Genomic DNA, 20772 nt, shown 5'->3' on the forward strand with positions numbered 1-20772 from the left:
CACATGGACATCGACCGCACCCCCACCGGGTGGACCCTCAACCTCACCAACGACGAACTCCACCTACTCGTCCGCACCATGCACTCCGCGCACATCCGCTGGGGAGAGCAGGAAGGCGAGTCGCTGGACAGGCCCCGCGTCGAAGAGGCCGCGAAGCTGATTCACGCCCACCCGGACTACCGGCCGGAATGACGCCTCCCGGTCGCCCTGCCCCGCGACCGGTTCCAACTATCAACCGAGAGTTGAGAGTTCACATGGACGACCTGATCGCGTGGCTGCGACAGCAGCTCGACGACGACGAGAGGGCAGCAAGGGCGGTCCCCGTCAACGAACACTGCGTGCCACCCGCTCACTGGTCCGTGAGCACCTACGACCCCGACAAGGGCCGCGTGGTCATGGGCACCGCCGACGACTTCGCTCTCCCAACCCCCGAGCACGCGCAGTACGTGGCGCGATTCGACCCGGCGGCAGTCCTCGCAGACATCGCGGCGAAGCGGGCCGTGCTCCTCGTCTGCTCAGCATCCCTAGTTAGCACGGTACCGACGTCTTCGTTCGTCCGAGGGCAAGACGACGGGTACCGAGAGGCGATGACGGAGGCAGTGCGCTACCTCGCGTCCGCGTACCGGCACAGGCCCGGGTGGAAGAACGAGTGGGAGGCGTGATGGAGAACCCGCTGATCCGCTACGCCGCCCTCGCCCGACACGAAACCGACATCGACCCACGAACCGAAGTCGAAGCGCACTGGGGCGGCGACCCCGAACAGCTCATCGACGCGTGGGAGACGGACCGGGCCCGGCTGATGGCGAAGCTCGACCGCGAACGCCACAGGTCCGCGAGGTACCGCGAAGACCGCGACAACGCGTGGTGGAAGCTGGAGAACGAGTGACAGGCATAAAAAACGGCCCCCCGCCTGCCAGCGGGGAGCCGACCATCACATGCAACCTTGCTTCAAGAGGTGCGAGAAGAGCCTAGCACCGACCGGAGCTTTCCGTCAGGGAAACAGACAGGGCGCCCGACCCGCACGGGCGCCAACTTCCGCGTTCCACCCGCGCCGCCCACTCGACTCCTCTACTTTCATCTCCGTGGACATAGATGACCCCTACGAATACGAAGCCATCTTCCCGACGGGTGATGACGAGAACGCTGACTGGTGCCCCGCAGAGTGGGTCCACGACACCCGTACCGCCGAGATGTTCCTGGAATGCAAGCACTGCGAACAGCGCGAGCCCGCCGACATGGACCCCTTGGAGATGGACTACCGGTTCGCTGATGTGCTCACTGAGGGCGGATCAAGGGTTCGCCGATTCGTGTCTGCCCCAATGAGATGCAAGATGGCCGTGTGTGCCTTTGGTCAGGTGCTCCGGTTCATGTTCTTCACGCACCGGGAGTGCTCGAAAGCGTGGAGCCGACGCGGATCGGAGTGACGAAGAGGCCGACCCGCACGGGCGCCCACCCCTGACCACAACCGGCCACCACCCCGCACACCCCCAACGGGTACACCCCCATGTGGAGGTGGTCATGTCAGGACCCTGCCCAGCGGGACAGCACGATTGGCAGCCCGGACCGAACGGCACACAGCAGTGCTCGAAATGTGGGGCGTTCAGCTCGAAGAACTATTGATCTCGCCGTCGGCCGGGTTGCAGTCCACGCAGTCCGGGCGGCAGGCCTTGCTCGCGTAGTTCGTCATCGACATGGACTTGCATCGGGCGCAGATCAGCCGCTTCCCCCCGGGCGGGTCGTGCCGCCACTCGTGGTGGCCGCGACGGCAAATCCCGGACGGGGAGAGGCGGGTCGGATCCGCAGGGGTGGTCATGAGATCACGGTAGCCGGGGCGGCGTGGGCGTGGAAGACGAAAACGCGAAAGGCCCCTCCGAAGAGGGGCCAACGCTCACATCCCTCGGCAGGAGGGATACGCCGCGTCTGAGCCGCCGCGTCACCGCCCACCAGAGGAACACCACCAGTCTAACCCGCTCACACCGGGGGCAGCGGGGGAGAGCCCAACACCATCATCACCGGCGCGAGCACCAACGCCCCCACCCGGATCCCCACCTCCACCCGCGACTTCCCCGTGTGGAACGCGACCGGTGAGCGGAACATCCACCACCGCTTCCCCCGGTACACCAGCGGCCACGCCAGCGGCACCCCCGACCTCGTGAGCCAGTCCCCGAGGACATGCACCAGAGCGCCCACCGCGACCGTGAGACCGATCAGCCACCACGGCGCCGACCCGAGCACCACCGCCGCGGCGGCCACGCACGCAGCGACCACACCAGCGGACTGCACCGCCGACCGGCCGAACGAGCGCGCCACACACCCGAGCCCCAGCGCCGACATGCCGAACGCCACCAGGCCCAACCCCAGCGCACCCAGAGCCGCGATGCCGCCCGCGACCGCGCCGAACACCAGCACCGCAGGCACGGTGTGCGTCAGATGCCGGTGACCACCATCCGACCGGCCACGAAGGTCATACGAGGTCGCCGTCGCCCGGTACACACGCCGCGAGGTGGCACGCAGAGCCCGGGACACCCCCCGAGACACGAACCCCAGCGACCGGCCCACCGTGGACCCGGGCTCATCCAAATCCGGGAGGAGCGCGGCCCCGGCACCCACCGCGGCGCACACCACCACATCCACCGGGTGCGAGCCGAAGGCCGCGCCGACAGCGACACCAGCGAGCACGCCGGTCGCGGCATGCGATGAACCCATCATGAGGACTCCAAGGGGGGAGCATCCGGGACTGTCGCCCGGCCACCCCACCACCCGCCAAAGGCGGGCAGCAGAGAAGCCGAACGGATCAGCGGTGCTTACGCCCCTCCATCACCAAGTGCAGCAGCACACCCGCCGCACCCAGCACCACCACCGGCAGCACCGACACGAACACCACCACCCAGTCCGGGGCCGTGTGCTTGCCCTGCGCTTCCAGAAGGTGGTAGACCGCCTGCCCGAACGCACCCAGACCAAGAGCCGTGGCCGCAGACACCCCGGCGAACCACCGCCCCTTCCCGTGGACCAGTCCACCGACCGCGACCCACAGGGCAGCCGCCGCATACGCCTCGATGCCGATCGGCAGGGTGATCGCGAGGTCCACGATCAGTCCATCTCCGATCCCCGGGAGGAGGTTGACCGGTCCGAAGCCGACCATGCGGCCCAGTCCGACCCACCCACCCCAGACCGCCGTGAACGCCGACAGGCTGATCGCGAGGGTCGCGACGATCAGTCCATAGGGGGGCCGGTCCGGTCCGGCAGACCGGCCCCCGGACTGGTTCGCCTCCTCTCGGACCGCCGGTCCGTCGGACTGGTCCGTGTCACGGTCCACCGTGGACTGTCGGACCGGGGCGGGTTCCACCGCCGGACCGGACTGGGAGACCGGACCGCCATCGGACTGGGGAAGGGCCGGACTGGGCTGGGCCGGATCCTCAGGGACAGTCGCAGCAGTCCGGACCGGGGGACTGGCAGGGCGGACCGGGTCCGGACTGGTCTGGGGGCTGGCCTGCGCAGACTGGCGGACCGGAGCGGCAGCGGACTGCTCGGGTGCGGTCGCGTCCTCGCCCGGACCACCCTCGGACCGGACCGGCGCGGACTGCCCACCACCGGCCGGACCGGACCGCTCCTCAGACTGCGGCTGACGGGCCGGACCAGAGGACTGGACCGGAGAAGACTGCGGACCGGGCCCGGGGGAAGACGTCGGACTGGGGGACTGGTCCGCCTCGGTCCACTCCGCGCCGGACTGGTGGGCGCTGTCCTCGGGGTGGTCCGGCGGACCGGGGTAGTCCGCATCGGCCGGACCGGACTGCTCCTTGTACAGACCGAGCAGGCGACTGGACCGGGCCGCCCCCCACCCGAACTCCTTCATGAGCTGATTGCGGCCCGGCAGTCCACCGCCGATCCGGTAGGACAGGTCGCGGATCTCCGCGAGGGCGACGTCGTCGGACTGGGGGATCGTGCTAGCTGCCATGATGGGTGCTGCCTCTCTGTGAGGTAAGTGGCTCGCCCTCGTCCGCCAAGACACCGGGGCGGGCCACGCTTCTTTCTGGGGCTACTTCTGCTGCTGTTCGGCCTGTTCAGCGATGCCGAGGGGGACGACTGCGGCGATGCGGCGTCCCCGATTGGTGATGTAGGTGATCTGCTTCTTGGTAGCCGCCAGATTCGCCAGTTCGGCTATGCGACGACGTGCCTGACCAGTAGCGATGTCCTCGCCGATCGGGAAGTTCCTGTCTTCCAGGTGGGCGGCCTCTCCAGCGTGCGAAGAGTTGTAGGCGGGTTTCTCCTGCTGGATTGCGGCTCGCTCTGCTGCCTCAGCATCACCTCGGGTGGGGTACCAAGAGACCTCCTTGCGGGCGACGCCCGACCACCAGGGCCTGTCGCTTTCGTGCTGCTTCCAGCGCCCCTCAGGGTTGCAGGAGAGCCCCACATAGAGCAGTTCGTCGTCTTGTGAGTAGAGGCGGTAGACAGCTGTCTCGCGGTCTTTCAGGTCGCTCACGTCTGCTCCTTGGGGGTTTTCATGTCTTTGAGCCAGGAGTAGGGGACTAGTGCCGCCCGTGGCTGTCCGTTCTTGGTGACTACGGTCGGTTCGTTCCGGAAGTGGGCTGCTTCGACTCGCTCGGTGACTTCTGCCCGAAAGTCCCGGATGCCCATGTGCCTTGGTTCATCCATGAAAATAGTGTACACCATGTACATTATGTACAGACAGTTGGAAGGGCGTGACGCTCGTGACGTCACGCCCACGCACCCCCTCCCCGGGCCCTCCCAATCCCCGAAACCCCACCCCCCGTGACGGCAGTGTCACCGCGTCACCGCAGGTCAGGGCCGTCACGACCGTGACACCGTCACAGCCGTGACACCCCCACCGTCACGCCGCCGTCACGCTCATCGCGGCCTCCACGTCCTTCCGATACCAGCCCCGGGCGTCCTTGCCGTCGACCTTCAGCGAATGCACCGGGCAGCACCCCGCCGCCGTCATCCGCGACCGCAGCGCGTCCTCGTCCCCGCCCGTCAGCCGGTCCGCGAGCTGCTTGCGTGTGGCCCGGTCCGTCCCGAGGTCCGCCATGACCCGCAGCGCACCGACGAGGATGTCGTCGATGGGTGTGTCCACGATCTCCGCGTCAGGGATGCTGTCCGCGCCAGCGGGCAGAGACGGAGCCGACGACGGAGCAGGTGCGGGGGAGGCTCCGAAGCCCAGATCCCAATCCGCCGTCCACGAACCCGACGTCGCAGCCGCCGCCGGGGCGGGCTCCTCCTCCACGATCTCCGCGTCCTCCACGAACAGAGCCCGCATCCGCTCGTACCGGGTCGCGTAGTCCTCACCCGCTGCCGACGCCGACGCCTCATCCAAATCCGGGCGCACCCGGGCGATACGCAGAGCAGCCTGTTCCATGTCGTCCGGGAGGATGTTCCACCCCTGGTACCGGGTCGGCAGGCCGCCATCGATACCGATCCACCCCGACCCCTTCGCGGTCAGGTGCTCCGGCTTGAGCTTGAGGTCCCATGCCGACTCGAACACCGCCGCGATCTCCTTCTGCTGGCGGACCTTCATGCAGATGCCCACGCCGGTCTGCGTGGACATGGCAGCCGGAACCAGATCCCCGGTGCCACGCAGCACCGACAGCACCAGGTTGACGGCCTCGTTGCGGGCGATGCGCTGGATCTGCTCCAGGGTCTCCGCGAGTTCCACCACCTGACCCTTACCCGCAGCGGCCATCGCCTCCGCTCCCTCGTCGAGGATGATCACGATCTCCGGCAGGTCCGATCCGATCGGCAACAGGTTCTGGTTCGCGGCCTTCTTCCGCTTCCTGTACGCGATCTTGCGGTGCTTCGCGATCCGCACCGCCGCCTTCACCATCCGGAGCGCCTCGTCGAGGTTCGGCGCGGCCCAGTCCACCGGGCAGCGCTCCACGCGCCCGTCCAGCCACACGTCCACCCACGGCTGCGTCATCCCGCCCCCGTTGAGGTCGATGTGCCACACCAGGGCGTCGGAGCACATGCCGACTGTGGCGGTGACTCCCCACAGCAGGGTCGTTTTGCCCGCGCCCTTCTTGCCGACGACGAGCCACGACTCCTCACGCATCGGCGCTTCGGTGGTGTCGCCGTTGGGGTAGGCGCCGATCGGCACCCCATCGAGGATGCTGCGCTGCTCCTCCCACAGCGGGTGGCCTTCGTCCAAGGCGGCGAGGACCCGGGTCGGGACGCGCATGATGACGGTGCGCTGCCCCTCGCCCTCGGGCTCGATCACCTCGATCGAGCATCCGTGCGGCAAGTTCGCGTCGGCGGCCAGCCCGGGAGCGAGATAGCGGAGCTGGTCCACCGTGGCGCCAGCCTTGGGCAGACACACCCGCACGTCCTCACCCATGCGGTTGTCCCACTTGGTGACGGCTTCGACGACGACGCCCGCGAACTGCTGGCCGCCGCGGTCGATGATGCGCTGCTGCCACTCGGCGTTCTCCCGGGCGGTGGACCCGAGCACCAGCCCACCGGAGGCGCGCTCGCGGTGCGGGGTCTTCGCGCGGCGCTTCAACCACGGACCCAGCGACGCGCCCAGCACCGACCCGGCCGCCAAGATCCCGATGCCAGCGAAGGACCACGGGTCGTTCGCGAGCGCCCACGCCATCCACCCACCAGCAGCGCCCCACCGGGCCAGCGCAGCAGTCACACGCTCCGGTGGCGCCATACCCCCGGTCACGATGGAGGAGAGCGCCCCGACAGCCGCCAGACCCACACCCGCCAGCGGATGCAGACCAAGTGCGTCCATCGCAGCCGTAGACGCAGCGACACCGATCGCAGCGGTGACGGCGTTGCCTGCGACGTTGTCTGTGGCAAGTGACCACGTGGCCATCAGGGCACTCCTTCCAGATCAGGCGGTCAGACGTTCCACTTGCGCTCGTCACCGCGACGAGCCTCCTGCCGCGCGATGTCCTCGGCGTGCGCACGCCGCATCAGTGGCTCGATCTCCTCGGCGATGTCATGCACGCTGCTGAGCGCCTCGAACACTTCACGCATCTTCGCGACGATTGCCGGGTTCAGCGGGAAGCGGGCAGTCTCCAGGACATCGGCGTAGTTCTTTACCGCATACGCGGTCTGCACGAACACGTCTGGCCACTGGCGAGCGTCACGCAGAACCGTCCAGGCGTCGTCTGGCTCGTAGCGGGACATGGCCCCGGCCATGTCAGCGGCAATGTGAGCAGCGGGCAGTCCAGTCATGGCGGTTCCTCCTGTGTGCGTGCTGGTGCTGGTTTTGGGGATGAATTCGGGCACGTCCCCGGCGGCGACGCGCTGCTCCCACGTGCGCGGGTCGATGTTCGCGTCGTACCTTCCGGTCGTGTAGCCGGGGTGATCCGGACCTAGACCCCGACGGTCTACGTAGCCGGGCCTGTCGTCGGTGGAGTCGGCCGATGTGCCCTCGGCGTGCTGGTCATGGGCGGGCGCCTTCTTCTTGGACCCTCCGAAGAGGGAGGCGAGCCCGGTGAAGGCGGCGACGACGATGCCGACGATCCCGGAGGCGACCTTCCCGCCGCCCTTCTTACGGACCGCGCGGCTGGCGGCCTTGGAGCGGGCACGGAAGCCGCGCTCCTTGCGTGCGGCCTTGAACGCGGACGAGGCTTTGCGCCCGGTGCGGTCGTCGGCCCAGTCGCGGGCAGCGCGAGCAGCACGCTTCACACGCCCGCCCGAGGTAGAGGTGGGGCCGGAGCTGCCGCCCCACCGGGATTTGGACATGGACCCTCCTCGGGGGGTCGTAGAGGTACCGCCGCCGGAGCTGGGGCGGCCGGAGCGCTTCTTCGAGGTGGCGTCAGAGCCACGCCCGAACAGCCCGCCGCCGCGAGGTGAGGGGCTACGGGGCGTCGTGCCGCGTGAGGAGCCCCGAGGAGCAGCACCACGCGGAGACGCCCCAGGACGAGACGTCCCGCCCGCGCGACCACCAGGCCGCGCCGACGAACCGCGACCGGCAGGACGAGTAGCACCAGCAGCGCCACCACCCGCACGCCGGGCAGCGGCAGGTGTGCCGCCCGACCGGGTCGACGTGGACGCCGTGCGCCCCCGACCGCCACCCACACCGGACGAGCCCAGACGAGACCCGCCCGTGGTGCGCGTCGTGGTCGTGCGTGACTGCTGTGACCGGCCCGACGAGCTCTTACGTCCGCGCCGCTTGCGGGTCTTGTACGCGACCAGCCCAGCACCACCAGCCGCCACAGCAGCCGGAGCAGCCAGCCACCCGAGAGGGCCGACCACCGACGCGAGCGCAGCCGACCCCAGCACGGTCGCACCGAGACCGCCCACAGCGATCTGCCCCACCGGTAGGCCGCCCTGCTTGCTCGTGGCCTCCTTCGGGGTCTTCTCCTCAGACGCCTCAGGTGCGGGCGCCGGGGCGTGGGTGGCCTCAGCCTCCTGTGTGGTGTCGCCAGGCTCAGTCATCCCAGCCCTCCCTCATGTAGTTCTCGGCCTGGTCGGGGTCGTCGTCGGGGGTGATCTCACCCAGCGCGCCCGCGTAGCTGATAGCGAGCCCAGCGGCGCACGCCCCCGCGATCGCCCCCGTGATGTGAATGACCGCCCACGGGGTGTCCTGGTGGACCCACGCGACCCATACGGCGGTGCAGGTGTAGACGAGCAGCGCGACGATGCGCATGGGACTCTCCAGGTGGCGTGTCATCATGGGAGAGTCCTCCTCTCGTCCTTGTAGGTGGTGGGGGAATGCGGCCCGCCCGACCTTCGGCAAAGTGGGGGCGGGCCGTCAGCGTGTTCAGGCGGGCTGCTTCTTCACGAGCTCGTAGTCCTCGTCCATCTCCATCGCCGCAAGCACCGCACGGACGAGCAGCTGGGCGGCCTCCGTGCCCGGGTCGGGCAGGCTCACCGAAGCCGACACCCAGTCGGTGCAGCCCTCCTCCCGGACGGTCATCACCTCGTCCTCGATGGTGAGCCGGCGCCCCTCGGGGTCGGTGTAGTCGAGCTGACCACGGAACTTCTTGTCGATGTGTTTGGTCTCGAAGCCGGTGTATTCGATGGCGGCCTTCATGGGACGCTCCTTTTCGGGGGGTGGACCCGTGTGGTCCCGCCGATGCCCGCCAGGTGCAGGGGCGGACACCAGCGGGGCCACAGGGGTCAGGAGGAAGGCTTCGCGGCCAGGCCGGCCTCGTCGGCCAGGCGGGTGTTCAGCGACACCACGGGGCGCGGCCGGTACGTCACCGCCACGGCGAAGGCCGCCCACCCGAGGGCGAGCGCGACGGCCTCCACAGGGGAGAGGGAGAACAGCGCGAGACGCACGGTCTCAAGCGCGGAGGAGACGTCGGGGAGTATCGTATTCACAGGTCAACTTCCTGTTCCGGCAGGTGTTGGCTTAGCCCTCGGGATGGTGTTCCAGCACCGCCCGGGGGCGTTTCTTTTGGATGGTCTAAGACTTAGCGTCGCACGCGGCCATTTCCATACTCATGGTCGTCCACCGGATCTGTCGGGGTTGATGCCATGAACCGTAGAACCTCAACAAATATTGAAGTCAACCCCGCCCACCCGTCGCCCACCCGTCGCCCACCACCGCCCGGGGGCCGCTGCGCGGGGAGGTGGTGCACCCTCAACGGACGCCTGCGGCGCAGAACCCCCTCCCGTCACCCTCCACCGCCCGGGGGCCGCTGCGCGGGGAGGCGACACTCGCGGCCAACGCCTGTGAACCACCGACTCCGGTGACCGGAACCGGCCCCCGTACCCCTCTTCTGTGACTGCCAGCGCTCTGGTAGAACGACCCGGTGGAACCCCAAGGACTCCTCGCGCTCCTCCTCCTTGTCCTCTTCTCCGCGTACTCGGTCCACTCCGGCCTCAAGGACCTGTCGGCGGCCCTGCGAATCCGGCGGGACGCCCGTCTCCTGGACCGGACCGGCGTGCGCGCGCGGGGAGTCGTCACATCGGTGCACCCCCTTACCCGAAGCCCCCGCGGCCACACCGTCACCGTGGCCTTCCAGGACGCCCACGGCCGGGAGCGGGAGGCGGTCGACACCTCGGGACTGGGCGGGTACCTCGTCCGCGAGGGCACCCCGGTCGGACTGCTGCACTCGCCCGGGGACCCGCGGCTCATCCGGGTGGAGAGCGCCGCCCTCCCCGGCCCGGCGGCCGACCACTACCCGGTCCACCCCGGGCGCCGCCCCGGCGGCGGAGCGGCGATCGCCTCCGCGGTCCTGTCGATGCTCGCCGTGCCCGCCTTCACCGCGGTCGTCGTCGTGTTGGCCCTGACCAGCGGGGACGGCGGCGGTCTCTTCCGGTACCTGCCGTTCCTGTTCACCGTCGTGGGCCTCGGCATGCTCCTCTCCGTGACCGTGTCCGCGGTGCGCGACCGCGCGGGCGGCCGGGGCTACACCGGGGAGACCGCCGGGACCGTCACCGACGCCTGGCGGGAGGCCAGCAACGCGACGGTGAACCGCCGCCGCGTGTACACCCACCCGTTCACCGTGCACTTCTCGACCGGTGACGGGCGCGAGGTGCACCGGCGTTACCGGCGCTCCAGCACCTCCTACCGCCCTGTCGCGGGACAGCGCGCGCGGGTCAGGTACGACCCCGGGGCTCCGGCGTGCTTCTCCGTGCCCGAAGCCCACACCTGGGGGTGCGGGCCCGGCGCGGTCGTGGTCGTCATCGGCCTCGCCTTCGTCCTCATCGGAACGTTCGTCGGCCTCATGTTCCTGATGTTGGGTTCCCTCTAGCCAGGTGAGTGGTTCCGTGAGCCGTCCCGCCCCGCGCGGCGCGGCCGCTTGGCAGGGGCCGGGCGGCCGCGCCGACGGAGGGACCTCCTCGCGCGCCCCGCGGTCAGGGCGCTGACGGCGTTGGCGGCCACCACCGCCCCGATCGCCGCCCAGTCCAGACCGTCCAGCTCCTGGCCCAGCACCACCAGCCCCGCCAGGGCGGCCATCACCGGGTGCACACTCATGAACAGGCCGAAGAAGCGGGCCGGGACCCGGCGCAGGGCGAACAGGTCCCCCAGGAACGGCACGGTCGAGGACAGCACCCCTGCCGCCGCGGCGCAGGCCAGGGCCGCGGGCGTGGGCGGGTGGTGTGCCAGCACCCACGCCCCGACCGGCACGAACAGCAGCGCGGAGACCCCGGCGGCCGCGGCCGAACCCTCGATGCCCGCCACCCGCCGCCCCACCGTGCGGTTGAGCAGGATGTAACCGGCCCAGCAGGCGGCGGCCATCAGTGCCAGCGCCATACCCAGGTGGTCGCTGCTGGGCTGCGGGCGCATCAGCACCGCCACCGCGCCCCCGGCCGCCAGGGCGCAGCCCAGGTCCATCCACCGGCGCGAGGCGGCCAGCGCCACGGCCAGGGGGCCGAGGAACTCCAGGGTCACAGCCAGGCCCAGGCCGATCCGGTCGACGGCGAGGTACAGGGTCAGGTTCATGGTCGCGAAGACCACGGCCATGGACAGCACCGGCCACCACTGCGGCCAGGTCAGGGAGCGCAGCCGGGGGCGTCCCAGCGACATCAGCACCAGTCCCGCGACCCACTGGCGCACGGCCACCACACCGGCCGGGCCGATCACCGGAAAGGCCAGTGCGGCCGTGGAGGCGCCCAGCTGGTTGGACATCCCGCCGCACAGCATCACCAGCGTCCCGGCCAGTCGCCCGCGGGCGCCCGGGTCCGCTCCGGACGCGGCCGTCTGCCGCGCCGTTCCCGTCGAGGTCTCCATGGAGCGAGCATGCGGCCCGGCGGCGCATACGCAAAATGCATGTGGCAGACCGTCTATACGCTGTGCGTATGGATATGGAGCTGCGTCACCTGCGCTGCCTGGTCGCCATCGTCGACACCGGGAGCTTCACCGACGCGGCCCTCGAACTGGGCACCTCCCAGGCGGCCGTCTCGCGCAACCTCGCCACCCTGGAACGGTTCCTGGGCGTGCGGCTGCTGCACCGCACCAGCCGCGACGTGGCCCCCACCACGGCGGGCGTGCAGGTCCTGGCGCGGGCGCGGGCGGTGCTGGCCGAGGCCGACAACCTGGTGCGCGAGGCCAGCACCGGGCACAGCCGCCTGCGGCTGGGGCACGCGTGGTCGGCCGTGGGCCGCCACACCGCCGAGTTCCAGCGGCTCTGGGCTGCCCGCCACCCCGACGTGGACCTGCACCTGGTGCGGACCAACTCACCCACCGGCGGGCTGGCGGAGGGGCTGTGCGACCTGGCCGTGGTCCGCGCCGCCTTCGACGAACGCCGCTTCGACAGCGCCCTGGTCGGGTGGGAGCGCCGTTACTGCGCGATGGCCTCCGACGACCCCTGGGCCCGGCGCCGCTCCATCCGCCTGTCCGAGATCGCCGACCGCCACGTGCTCGTCGACCGCCGCACGGGCACCACCACCGCCGAGCTGTGGCCCGAGCTGGCGCGCCCGGCCCTGGAGCACGTCAACGACATCGACGACTGGCTGGCCGGGATCGCGACCGGGCGCAGCGTCGGGATCACCGCGGAGAGCACCGTGACCCAGTACCGGCGCGACGGCATCGCCTTCCGCCTGGTGGGCGACGCCCCGCGCGTCCCGGTCCGGGTGCTCTGGCGGCGCCACGACCCGCACCCGGCCACCTTCGCGGCCGTGGCACTGCTCTCGGACCTGTACGGGGAGCGGAAACGGTCCTGAACGGCACGGTCACGCGGATCCGGCCGGTTCCGCGTGCGGTGGCCGTCGACGCCGCCGCCAGGCCCCCTGGGGCGTGCGGCGGCGGGGATGCGCCGGGGCGCGGATCTCACACACCCGTGGCCACGGGCGCGGTGTTCTGTCCGTGAACACGGGTGGGCCGTGCGGGCTCCTCGGGTCGGGGCGCCGCGGTGTACACGCCCACGTGGGGGTCCTCGGGGGACAGCAGCAGGGCGCGGCCGAGCGTGGCCTGGGCGTGGACGCACGCGCGCGCCACCAGGGGCAGGGTGAGGGCGAACAGCACTCCGGCGAGCATGTGCACCACCGTGGTCGCCAGCACCGGGGACCCGGGCGCCAGGTAGGTGCCCACGTCGGTGTAGCCGGGGATGGTGTACAGCGACCAGCCCCACAGCGGCTGGAGCAGCCCGGCCAAGGCGCCCGCCCACCAGGTGACGGTGAGGCAGAAGCCGACCACGGCCACGGGCAGGAGCACCAGCGCGTGCAGGGCGTCCAGCCAGCTCTGCGGGCAGGCCAGCGGGGTCAGGGCCCGGCGCAGGGGACCGGCTCCGGGGGCGGGGGAGCGGTAGGGGCGGCGCACCACCGGTCGGCGTCCCAGGTCGGCCAGACGGATGCGTTCGACGTGGGCGAACCCGCGTGCGGCGTACAGGGTGCCCGTCATCAGGAACAGGCCCGCCACGGCGACGGCGGTGCCCGCCCCGGCGGCCAGGCCCGTCAGGACGACCGCGAAGGCGATGAGGGCCGTCGGCAGGCCCAGGAGGGTGTAACGGGTGTCGGCCAGGAGCCGGGCGACGGGGTCGCGGGTCGTGTCCATGGCCCCGAAGTTACGCCCGGCCGGGCCCGGAGTCAGGGCGGTACGGGTGCGGACCGGGGGTGGTGCTGGCTCCACCCCGCGCTGGCGCCGCCGCGTCCGGGCCTGCGGTCACAGGCCGTCGAGGAAGGTGAGGGCTTCGAAGGTGACGGGCCCGAAGCTGACGATTCCGTCGAAGAGCCCCGCGAGCCACAGCCCGTGCCGCAGGACCAGGAAGCCGACGATGCCGATGATCCAGCCCAGAGCCTCGCGGGAACCGGACTCGACCTTGGCCCGCCAGCGCTCCATCCGGGGCCGCAGCCGCTCGCCGAAGGCGCGGTGGACCAGGTAGAGCAGGATCGGCGGGAGCACCATGACGACGTTGTAGGCGGCGAGCAGGGGCACCCAGGCCGCGGCGGAGAGCCCGGCGGTGGTCATGATGCCGATCGCGCCGAAGTAGGGCAGCGCGGTGCCGCCCTCCAGCAGGCCGGTGGCCAGGCCCAGCGCGACCATAGCGCCGGTGCGCAGGGAGGCGGGCCTGCGCTGCTGGCGCGGCCTGCTCGGCATGAACAGGGCGTAGGCGAGCATGCCCCCGCCCAGTACCACCATCGCCCAGCCCAGGACGGGGCTGTCGGCGAGGCCGTCCAGGGCCTCGAACACGAAGCCGAGGCCGAGCATGAGCACGCAGCCCAGGGCGAAGTAGAAGGCGGCGACGGTGCCCAGGTAGGCGAACAGGGGGCGGGCCACCGACCGCGCCCCGCTGAGTAACACGTACAGCGAGACCCCGATGGTGGCGGGGCTCAGGGTGTCCAGCAGCGCCAGTCCGGCGACCGGCAGCAGCACTTCCAGGGACGGCATCGGGTTCTCCCTCGTTCTCGTTTTCACACAGCTGTGTCAAATAAAATAACACAGTTGTGTTAGAAAGGGGAGGTGCCCAAGATCGTCGACCACGAACAGCGCCGCCGGGAGCTGGCCGAGGCCCTGTGGCGGGTCATCGCCGAGTCCGGCCCGGCCGCCGTGTCCATCCGCTCCGTCGCCGCCGAGGCGGGCTGGTCCCCCGGAGCCCTGCGCCACTACTTCCAGACGCGCGAGGACCTGCTCGTCTTCGCCATGAACCTGTCCGAGGAGCGCGTCACCGCGCGCGTGACGGCCCTGAACGGCGCCCAGTCACCGGACACCCCGTTCCTGGACCGCATGGCCGAGTACGCCGAGCAGCTTCTGCCCCTGGACGCGACCCGCCGCGCGGAGTACCGCGCCTGGGAGGCCGCCGGGCTGCTGGGGGAGTACGACCGCGACCGGGAGCAGCGCTGGAACAGCCAGCGCAGGCTCTACCGGCTCCTGGTCGCCGCCCTCACCGGGCAGCCGGTGGAGGACCCCTTCCGACCCCACCCCGACCCGTGGGTGGAGGAGTGGTCCGGGTACCTGCACACCCAGGTGGACGGGCTCGCCCTCCAGCTGATGGTCACCCCGGGCATGAAGGGCCCCGAGGAGGCGCGACAGGAGCTGCGCGCCTTCCTGGCCCGGGCCGAGGAGGCCTGGCGGTACCGCGGGGGTTCCTGAACGGCCGGGCGCCCGGAGGCGGCCGGAATGCGGCAGAAAGGGGCCGCGCGGGTCGACCGGCGTCATCCGCGGGATCGCCTGCCACCACGTCTCGGACACCTACATCGCGCTGTTCACGCACTTCATCCCGTGCGGGGTGTGGGAGGCGGTCCACATCATCGAGGGTCTGCTGAAGAACACGTCCGAGGTGAAGCCGACCACCGTGCACGTGGATACCCAGGGCCAGTCCCAGCCGGTGTTCGGGCTCGCCCACCTGCTGGGCTTCGACCTGATGCCCAGGATCAGGAACTGGAAGGGCATGACCTTCTACCGGCCCAGCAAGACCACGGAGTACGCGCACATCGACGCCCTGTTCGGCGAGGTGGGCAAGCACCCAATCGACTTCGACCTGATCGAGTCGCAGTTCCGCCACCTGATGCGGGTGGCCGTCTCCGTACGCGAGGGCGCCATCTCTTCTTCCACGCTGCTCAAGCGGCTGCGGTCGGGCTCCAAGAAGAACGCCACCTACGCCGCCTTCCGCGGGGTCGGCCGTGTGATCCGCACCGTGCGGCTGCTGCGCTACCTCTCGGCCAGGCCGCCTGATGCCGGGCGCGGCCGGAGCGAGCGGCGAGACGATGAACACCCCCGTGCAACCGTGGAGCCCGGGTCAGTGCCGGGTGCAAGACTGCCCGGCATGATCGAACCGAACCCGAAAGCGGACCTTCTCCGATACCTGCAAGAGGCGCGTGACGCCCTGTTGTGGAAGCTCGATGGGAACCCGTCTTTGGACTTCGAGTTGCTGGCCGGGCGATTCTTCCGACGCGAAACCCAAAGTGGTGCCGTTCGCCAAGCATGGCGAACGGCACCAGAGGGTGAGGAGGAGAACTACTCACCCAGCCAGGAGCGGACGGCCATCCGATCTACGCCACCTTCTCGGGCGAATCCCGCTTCCGTTCGGTCGCCAGCCGGGATCAACTGTCGGGCGGCCTGTCGGAGACCAGGTGGGCCTGTTCAGACGCAGATCACGATCTTTCCTCGGATGCGTCCGCGCTCGGCGTGCGCGTGGGCGTCGGCGATCCGCTCCAGGGGGTAGGCCTGTTCGATACGGGGTGTGTAACGGCCTTGCCCGCCCAGTTCCGCCGCCGCGGACAGGAGAGTGGAATCGTTCTCCGCGTTGACCACATGCGTGCCCAGGCGCTGCCCGCCCGCGTGGTCGGCGACCGTCGCGACGCGCTTCGGGTCACCTGTGATCGCGACGAGTTCGTCCAGGGAGCCGGAGGCCGCGGTATCGAGCACGATGTCGACGCCGTGCGGAGCGAGGGTGGTGAGGCGCTGCGCGAGGCCGGGGCCGTAGGTGGTGGGAACGGCGCCGAGAGAGGTGAGGAACTCGTGGTTGCGTTCACTGGCTGTCCCGATCACAGTGGCACCTTGCGCCACCGCGATCTCGACCGCCGCGCTGCCCACGCCTCCGGCGGCGCCCTCGACGAGAAGGGTGCGCCCCGCGAGGGAACCGAGCGCGTTCAGTCCACCCATCGCGGTCACTGACGCGAGACCGGCACCAGCGGCCTGCTCGTCGTTCCACGTGGCGGGGGTGTGCGCCCAGGCCGAGAGGATGAGCAGCTTTGCGGTCGCCCCGGTGACACCGCCCAGTCCGAAGACACGGTCGCCGATGCTCACCCCCTGCACCCCGTCGCCGATCTCGTCGACCACACCGGCGCCGTCGCGCCCGGGAATGGCGGGCAGCTCCAGGGGAATCAGCTGGTGCAGGGCGCCGGCGCGCAGCTTCCAGTCGATGGGGTTGACGCTGGCCGCCGCGACGCGGACACGGATCTCACCGGGTCCGGGGTGGGGGTCGGGGGCCTGCTCGATCACCAGGTTCTCCGCTCCGCCGTATTCGTGGAACCGGGCTGCGCGCATAATGGTCTGCCTTACTTTGACGGGCCGGAATGATGTGTTCATCCGACGCTCGTCACTCTAGGACCTGACGTTGACGTGAGGTGCAAGCCGCAACTGCCGCCCGGCCGGAGGAGGGCAGGCGCGGATGGGTGAGGTTGCCGAGCGGGCGGGGGTGAGCGTGGGGGCCTGCGCCACTACGAGGGATCACACCGCCCGTCACGGTCGACACCCCCATGCGCCCTCGGGCGGGCTCGGCGATCCCGGCACGACGCGAGGACTGCCGTGCGTACTTGAACCGCGTGAACGCCCTCGGGTCCGCCACCCGGGTCATGATCAATCTCGGCGCCGGCAACGGTTCGGTCGGCCCCCAGGGCCGCCCCCGGAGCCGGTATTGCTAGCCTGAACCTGACGTCAACGTGAGGTACGAGCGGGAAGGGAGTGACCTGCGTCATGCGCATCGGACAGCTTGCCAGGCGGTCAGGGGTCAGCGTGCGGGCCCTGCGCTACTACGAGGAACAGCGGCTCCTGGAATCGGCGCGGACGTCCGGTGGGCAGCGTGACTATCCCGACGAAGCCCTGGAGCGGGTCCAGCTCATCCAGGACCTCTTCGCGGCCGGCCTCTCCAGCCGTACCGTCGTCGAACTCCTGCCGTGCGTGAGCACCGGCGTCGCGACCCCCGCCATGCTCGACCAGCTCATCATCGAACGCGACCGCATCGCCGCACGCATCCAGGACCTGACCCGGGCCAAGACCAAACTCGGCCGCGTGATCGAGAATGTGATCGCGGCGAACGTGGTGCAGGACTGATCAACCCGTCGCGAGGGATGGGGCCCCTCACGATGCCGCTTGGCCGACCGCGTGGCCGCCTGCTCCGGCCCCACGTCCTCGGCCAGCCCTAGGCAACCGCGAACATGCCCGGCCACGACCAGCGGGACATCTTCGATCTTCGGGAAGTAGCCGCGCCGCTGGAAGGACTTCGGCCACACCACCAGCGCCAGCAGATGACGCTCATCCTGGGTGCGCTCGCGCGCCCACCCGGTCTCGGTATCGGTCGGCGTGAACGTGGATGGCCGGGCGACATCGCCCGGTGGAATCCTCCGAGGGGCCCTCGCGGCTGGCACCGGCGGCGAAAGGGGTCAACAGCCCCCTCCTCCTCCGCCGCCGTCACCACCCCCGCCGGACCCGCCGTCGCCGCCGCCCCTGTGACCGCTGTCCGACCGGCTGCCGCCGTAGCGGAAGTCGTTCACGATGGCGACGACGCAGACGACCAACGGGACCACACCGACGACAACGATGGCCACCACCGCCAGAAGCACGTCGAGAACGCTCATGCCCGTATCCTCCCCGCGTACGGCGCGCGGTACCCCAGGCGCACCGTCCGGGCCGGAGCGTCAGACCAGCCAGCGACCGTCGCGGGTGTCGCCGAGTCCCAGCCGGGCTCGGTCGCCGTGGTCGCAGCCTCTCCCGGCGGGGGTGCGGAGCGCCTCCGTGCCGACCACGAAGACCGCCACGGACCGCGGTTCGGCGGCGGCCTCCGCGTCCGCACGGCCACGGCGGGCGCGAGGGCCTGACCTGACCGGCGCCGTGCCCCCTTTCCGCCAAGCTCCCTTTCCCCGGTGCTCCCTTGCCGCCGTGTTCCGGACATCCCTTGCGCCCCTCTTGCCCCAGGGGCCCGTGTTCTTCGCTATGTCCGGTGGCCGATACTGGGGGTGCCAGTGGCCGGAACCAACGGGGGAGATGCGTGTGACCACCAGCAGTGAGACGGCTTCGGGGCCCTGGACCGACCTGGCCTACAGGAGCGCCGTCGCCGATGACGTCCCCGCGCTCGTCGAGCTGGTCAACTCCTGTTACCGCGGCGACTCCTCCAAGGAGGGCTGGACCACCGAGGCCGACCTGCTCGACGGCCAGCGCGTGGACGCCGGGGGCATGGCCGAGCTGCTGGAGCGCACCAACACGATCGTGCTGGTCGCCGAGGCCGAGGGGCGGAGCGTGGCCTGCTGCGAGCTCCAGCGCGGCGTCAACGGCGCCTACTTCGGCATGTTCTCGGTGCGGCCCGGCATCCAGGGCGGGGGCCTGGGCAAACGGGTCCTGGCCGAGGCCGAGGACACCGCGGTCCGCGAGTGGGGCTGCCGCCTGATGCGGATGAAGGTGCTCAAGCAGCGCCCGGAGCTGATCGCCTGGTACGAGCGGCGCGGCTACACCAACACCGGCAAGACCGAGCCCTTCCCCTACGGTGACACGACTTTCGGTCTGCCCAAGCGTGCTGATCTGGCCTTCGTCGAGCTCACCCGGGAACTGCCCGCCCCCTGACCGATGAGGGCGCGGCCGGTCCGGGGCCCGGCCGCGTCAGCCCTGTTCGAGGTTGGCCGACATCCGCTCCAGCACGTTGACCGCGGTCCGGTACTCCTCGTCGCTGATCCCGCGCGAGATACGGCGGCGGGAGTCGTTCACCCTGGCGAAGAGGGCCTCGTGCGCGGTCTCGCCCGCCGTACTGAGGTTCAGGGAGACCAGGCCCTCGACCCAGCCGCGCTGGCGCAGCTCCTCGACCACCGGGGTGACGCTGTACTCGCCCTCGTCCAGGAACGCGGCGAGCCTGCGGTCCAGGTCGGCGATCGTGCCCGGGTCGGTGTGCAGGGAGTTGAGCACCTGCCAGTGGCGGCGCCCCAACGACTCCACGGCCAGGACCCGGTCCAGGTCGTTCTCGATGAGCCGGTCCAGGTGCTTGAGCCAGTAACCGATCGGCAGGTCGGACATGGTGCTCCCTCCAGTGGGGACTGTGCGGGCGTCCACTCTTCGAGATACGTCGAAGATAGATCGCCGCGCGCCGCACCGCCAACGACCGGGAGCGGTGTCGGTGCGGGGCCCTGGCGCGGCGGGCGGCGCGCACCCGGACCCCGCGCCCTCGGGGGCGGGTCAGGCCCGGCACAGGATCGCGCCGCGCGGGATCACGAACACCCCGTCGGGGTCCTGGCTCCAGGCCGCCCAGCCCGCCGAGACCCGCTCCAGCTCCTCCCGGGTGGCGTGGCCCTCCGCGACCGCCTGGCGGCCCATGTCCGACTCCAGGATCCGCCTGGACCACATGCCGCCCCACCAGGCGCGGCGCTCGGGGGAGGAGTGGTTCCACACCTCGGCCACGTAGGTGACGTCCCCGAATCCGGCCTCGCGGGCCCAGGAGACCATGCGCCGCCCCGCGTCGGGCTCGCCGCCGTTGGCGCGCGCGACGCGCTGGTAGAGGTCCATCCACGCGTCCAGCTCGGGCAGGCGCGGGTACCAGTACATGCCGGAGTAGTCGCTGTCGCAGGCGGCCACGACCCCGCCCGGCCTGGCCACGCGGCGCATCTCGGCCAGGGCCCGGACCGGGTCGGCCACGTGCTGGAGGACCTGATGGGCGTGGACCACGTCGAAGGCGTCGTCGGGCAGGTCCAGGTCGTGGACGTCACCGACCCGGAACTCGACGTTGTCGACCCCGGCCTCCCGCGCGCTGGCACGGGCCAGGTCGACGGCCTCGGCCGAGGCGTCCACGGCGGTGACCCGCCCGGGAGCGACCCTGCGGGCGAGGTCGGCGGTGATGCTGCCCGGACCGCAGCCCACGTCCAGCAGCGAGCGGCCGGGGACCATCTGGTCGAGGGCGTAGGCGGCGGAGTTCTCCGCGTCGCGCCAGCGGTAGGAGTCGGTGACCGTCGGATGCTGGCCGTGGGTGTAGCGCGTCATGGGAACGCCCTCTCGTGGGTCGCAGACTGGAGCGAACACCTCGGACCCTACACCGTCATCTCTCTTAATGAGATTCCATTCTCATCATTCGAGACACAGAATGGGGTGTCCCTGTGGGGAGGCGGTTCTCCCGAAGCCGCGGGGAAGGCTGCGCACGGTCGGGCGAGACCGACAAAACTCCTGGGAAAAACCTCGCCGGGGCCGATGAGTTCCGCCGCACGGACGCGTCATCACGGGTA

Annotated in this window: 26 protein-coding genes and 2 pseudogenes; 10 read left to right on the plus strand and 18 right to left on the minus strand. The window is 70.6% G+C overall.

Annotated features, from left to right (window positions below; all coding sequences use genetic code 11):
• The 4 genes from ACSIH6_RS33545 to ACSIH6_RS33560 all read left to right on the plus strand — a co-directional run.
• The coding region (locus ACSIH6_RS33545) for a hypothetical protein (RefSeq protein WP_435112372.1) at nt 1-192 on the plus strand (192 nt) is incomplete at its 5' end.
• 62 nt (nt 193-254) lie between these two features.
• A complete protein-coding gene (locus tag ACSIH6_RS33550; RefSeq protein WP_435112373.1) occupies nt 255-662 on the plus strand; it encodes a DUF6221 family protein in 408 nt (135 codons plus the stop codon).
• Nucleotides 662-886: a hypothetical protein gene (locus ACSIH6_RS33555; protein WP_435112374.1), complete on the plus strand. Its 225-nt coding sequence runs from the start codon at nt 662-664 to the stop codon at nt 884-886. The genes ACSIH6_RS33550 and ACSIH6_RS33555 overlap by 1 nt, the downstream gene beginning before the upstream one ends.
• A gap of 196 nt (nt 887-1082) precedes the next feature.
• Nucleotides 1083-1424, plus strand: coding sequence for a hypothetical protein (locus ACSIH6_RS33560; RefSeq protein WP_435112375.1), 342 nt, complete (start codon nt 1083-1085; stop codon nt 1422-1424).
• Nucleotides 1425-1600: 176 nt separating this feature from the next.
• Here the strand turns inward: ACSIH6_RS33560 and ACSIH6_RS33565 are convergent, their stop codons facing one another.
• From ACSIH6_RS33565 to ACSIH6_RS33610, 10 genes are all read right to left on the minus strand, one after another.
• Nucleotides 1601-1813: a hypothetical protein gene (locus tag ACSIH6_RS33565; protein ID WP_435112376.1), complete on the minus strand. Its 213-nt coding sequence runs from the start codon at nt 1811-1813 to the stop codon at nt 1601-1603.
• Nucleotides 1814-1971: 158 nt separating this feature from the next.
• Entirely contained in the window at nt 1972-2709 is a 738-nt protein-coding gene (locus ACSIH6_RS33570; RefSeq protein WP_435112377.1) for a metal-dependent hydrolase, read from the minus strand.
• 85 nt (nt 2710-2794) lie between these two features.
• Nucleotides 2795-3955 carry a hypothetical protein gene (locus ACSIH6_RS33575; protein WP_435112378.1) on the minus strand — a complete coding sequence of 387 codons (1161 nt, stop codon included), beginning with the start codon at nt 3953-3955 and terminating at the stop codon, nt 2795-2797.
• 81 nt (nt 3956-4036) lie between these two features.
• Nucleotides 4037-4480: a GIY-YIG nuclease family protein gene (locus ACSIH6_RS33580; protein ID WP_435112379.1), complete on the minus strand. Its 444-nt coding sequence runs from the start codon at nt 4478-4480 to the stop codon at nt 4037-4039.
• Complete coding sequence (locus ACSIH6_RS33585; protein ID WP_435112380.1) at nt 4477-4677, minus strand: type II toxin-antitoxin system prevent-host-death family antitoxin; 201 nt, start codon at nt 4675-4677, stop codon at nt 4477-4479. Before ACSIH6_RS33585 ends, ACSIH6_RS33580 begins: the two co-directional genes overlap by 4 nt.
• 172 nt (nt 4678-4849) lie before the next feature.
• A complete protein-coding gene (locus ACSIH6_RS33590) occupies nt 4850-6604 on the minus strand; it encodes a hypothetical protein (RefSeq protein ID WP_435112381.1) in 1755 nt (584 codons plus the stop codon).
• Nucleotides 6605-6855: 251 nt separating this feature from the next.
• A complete protein-coding gene (locus tag ACSIH6_RS33595; RefSeq protein ID WP_435112382.1) occupies nt 6856-7707 on the minus strand; it encodes a hypothetical protein in 852 nt (283 codons plus the stop codon).
• Between the two features lie 688 nt (nt 7708-8395).
• The gene (locus ACSIH6_RS33600) at nt 8396-8641 is read right to left on the minus strand and encodes a hypothetical protein (protein WP_435112383.1); all 246 of its coding nucleotides are present in this window, start codon (nt 8639-8641) and stop codon (nt 8396-8398) included.
• A gap of 87 nt (nt 8642-8728) precedes the next feature.
• Entirely contained in the window at nt 8729-9001 is a 273-nt protein-coding gene (locus tag ACSIH6_RS33605; RefSeq protein ID WP_435112384.1) for a hypothetical protein, read from the minus strand.
• Nucleotides 9002-9087: 86 nt separating this feature from the next.
• Entirely contained in the window at nt 9088-9291 is a 204-nt protein-coding gene (locus tag ACSIH6_RS33610) for a hypothetical protein (protein WP_435112385.1), read from the minus strand.
• 434 nt (nt 9292-9725) lie between these two features.
• On the opposite strand from ACSIH6_RS33610, the gene ACSIH6_RS33615 reads away from it, so the two are divergent.
• On the plus strand, nt 9726-10670 hold the full coding sequence (locus ACSIH6_RS33615; RefSeq protein ID WP_435112386.1) for a hypothetical protein: 945 nt from the start codon (nt 9726-9728) through the stop codon (nt 10668-10670).
• Here the strand turns inward: ACSIH6_RS33615 and ACSIH6_RS33620 are convergent.
• Nucleotides 10667-11650: an EamA family transporter gene (locus ACSIH6_RS33620; protein WP_435112387.1), complete on the minus strand. Its 984-nt coding sequence runs from the start codon at nt 11648-11650 to the stop codon at nt 10667-10669. The two genes, ACSIH6_RS33615 and ACSIH6_RS33620, sit on opposite strands and share 4 nt — an antisense overlap.
• Nucleotides 11651-11718: 68 nt before the next feature.
• Between ACSIH6_RS33620 and ACSIH6_RS33625 the strand changes: the two genes are divergently transcribed.
• Nucleotides 11719-12582: a LysR family transcriptional regulator gene (locus tag ACSIH6_RS33625; RefSeq protein ID WP_435112388.1), complete on the plus strand. Its 864-nt coding sequence runs from the start codon at nt 11719-11721 to the stop codon at nt 12580-12582.
• Between the two features lie 106 nt (nt 12583-12688).
• On the opposite strand, the gene ACSIH6_RS33630 is transcribed toward ACSIH6_RS33625, so the two are convergent.
• Both ACSIH6_RS33630 and ACSIH6_RS33635 read right to left on the minus strand, forming a co-directional pair.
• Complete coding sequence (locus ACSIH6_RS33630; protein WP_435112389.1) at nt 12689-13411, minus strand: sensor domain-containing protein; 723 nt, start codon at nt 13409-13411, stop codon at nt 12689-12691.
• A gap of 108 nt (nt 13412-13519) precedes the next feature.
• On the minus strand, nt 13520-14245 hold the full coding sequence (locus ACSIH6_RS33635; RefSeq protein WP_435112390.1) for a GAP family protein: 726 nt from the start codon (nt 14243-14245) through the stop codon (nt 13520-13522).
• 72 nt (nt 14246-14317) lie between these two features.
• Between ACSIH6_RS33635 and ACSIH6_RS33640 the strand changes: the two genes are divergently transcribed.
• Together ACSIH6_RS33640 and ACSIH6_RS33645 are read left to right on the plus strand one after the other, a co-directional pair.
• Nucleotides 14318-14947 (plus strand): TetR/AcrR family transcriptional regulator, encoded by a 630-nt coding sequence (locus ACSIH6_RS33640; protein ID WP_435112391.1) that lies wholly within the window; start codon nt 14318-14320, stop codon nt 14945-14947.
• Between the two features lie 70 nt (nt 14948-15017).
• Nucleotides 15018-15521: pseudogene (locus ACSIH6_RS33645) on the plus strand (Tn3 family transposase); the annotation flags it as partial.
• Nucleotides 15522-15937: 416 nt separating this feature from the next.
• Here the strand turns inward: ACSIH6_RS33645 and ACSIH6_RS33650 are convergent.
• Nucleotides 15938-16843 (minus strand): NADP-dependent oxidoreductase, encoded by a 906-nt coding sequence (locus tag ACSIH6_RS33650; RefSeq protein WP_435112392.1) that lies wholly within the window; start codon nt 16841-16843, stop codon nt 15938-15940.
• Nucleotides 16844-17272: 429 nt separating this feature from the next.
• Between ACSIH6_RS33650 and ACSIH6_RS33655 the strand changes: the two genes are divergently transcribed.
• The gene (locus ACSIH6_RS33655) at nt 17273-17629 is read left to right on the plus strand and encodes a MerR family transcriptional regulator (RefSeq protein WP_435112393.1); all 357 of its coding nucleotides are present in this window, start codon (nt 17273-17275) and stop codon (nt 17627-17629) included.
• 44 nt (nt 17630-17673) lie between these two features.
• Here ACSIH6_RS33655 and ACSIH6_RS33660 read toward each other — a convergent pair.
• Together ACSIH6_RS33660 and ACSIH6_RS33665 are read right to left on the minus strand one after the other, a co-directional pair.
• Nucleotides 17674-17943 (minus strand): annotated as a pseudogene (locus tag ACSIH6_RS33660) (DUF4158 domain-containing protein); the annotation flags it as partial.
• 15 nt (nt 17944-17958) lie between these two features.
• Complete coding sequence (locus tag ACSIH6_RS33665) at nt 17959-18153, minus strand: hypothetical protein (protein WP_435112394.1); 195 nt, start codon at nt 18151-18153, stop codon at nt 17959-17961.
• Nucleotides 18154-18559: 406 nt separating this feature from the next.
• Here ACSIH6_RS33665 and ACSIH6_RS33670 point away from each other — a divergent pair, with 406 nt between their 5' ends.
• A complete protein-coding gene (locus ACSIH6_RS33670; protein ID WP_435112395.1) occupies nt 18560-19132 on the plus strand; it encodes a GNAT family N-acetyltransferase in 573 nt (190 codons plus the stop codon).
• Between the two features lie 36 nt (nt 19133-19168).
• On the opposite strand, the gene ACSIH6_RS33675 is transcribed toward ACSIH6_RS33670, so the two are convergent.
• Nucleotides 19169-19576: a MarR family winged helix-turn-helix transcriptional regulator gene (locus ACSIH6_RS33675; protein WP_435112396.1), complete on the minus strand. Its 408-nt coding sequence runs from the start codon at nt 19574-19576 to the stop codon at nt 19169-19171.
• Nucleotides 19577-19735: 159 nt separating this feature from the next.
• Complete coding sequence (locus tag ACSIH6_RS33680; RefSeq protein WP_435112397.1) at nt 19736-20533, minus strand: class I SAM-dependent methyltransferase; 798 nt, start codon at nt 20531-20533, stop codon at nt 19736-19738.
• Nucleotides 20534-20772 lie beyond the last annotated feature (239 nt).

The organism is Nocardiopsis synnemataformans, assembly GCF_965343085.1.
GTDB classification, from domain to species: domain Bacteria; phylum Actinomycetota; class Actinomycetes; order Streptosporangiales; family Streptosporangiaceae; genus Nocardiopsis; species Nocardiopsis alborubida.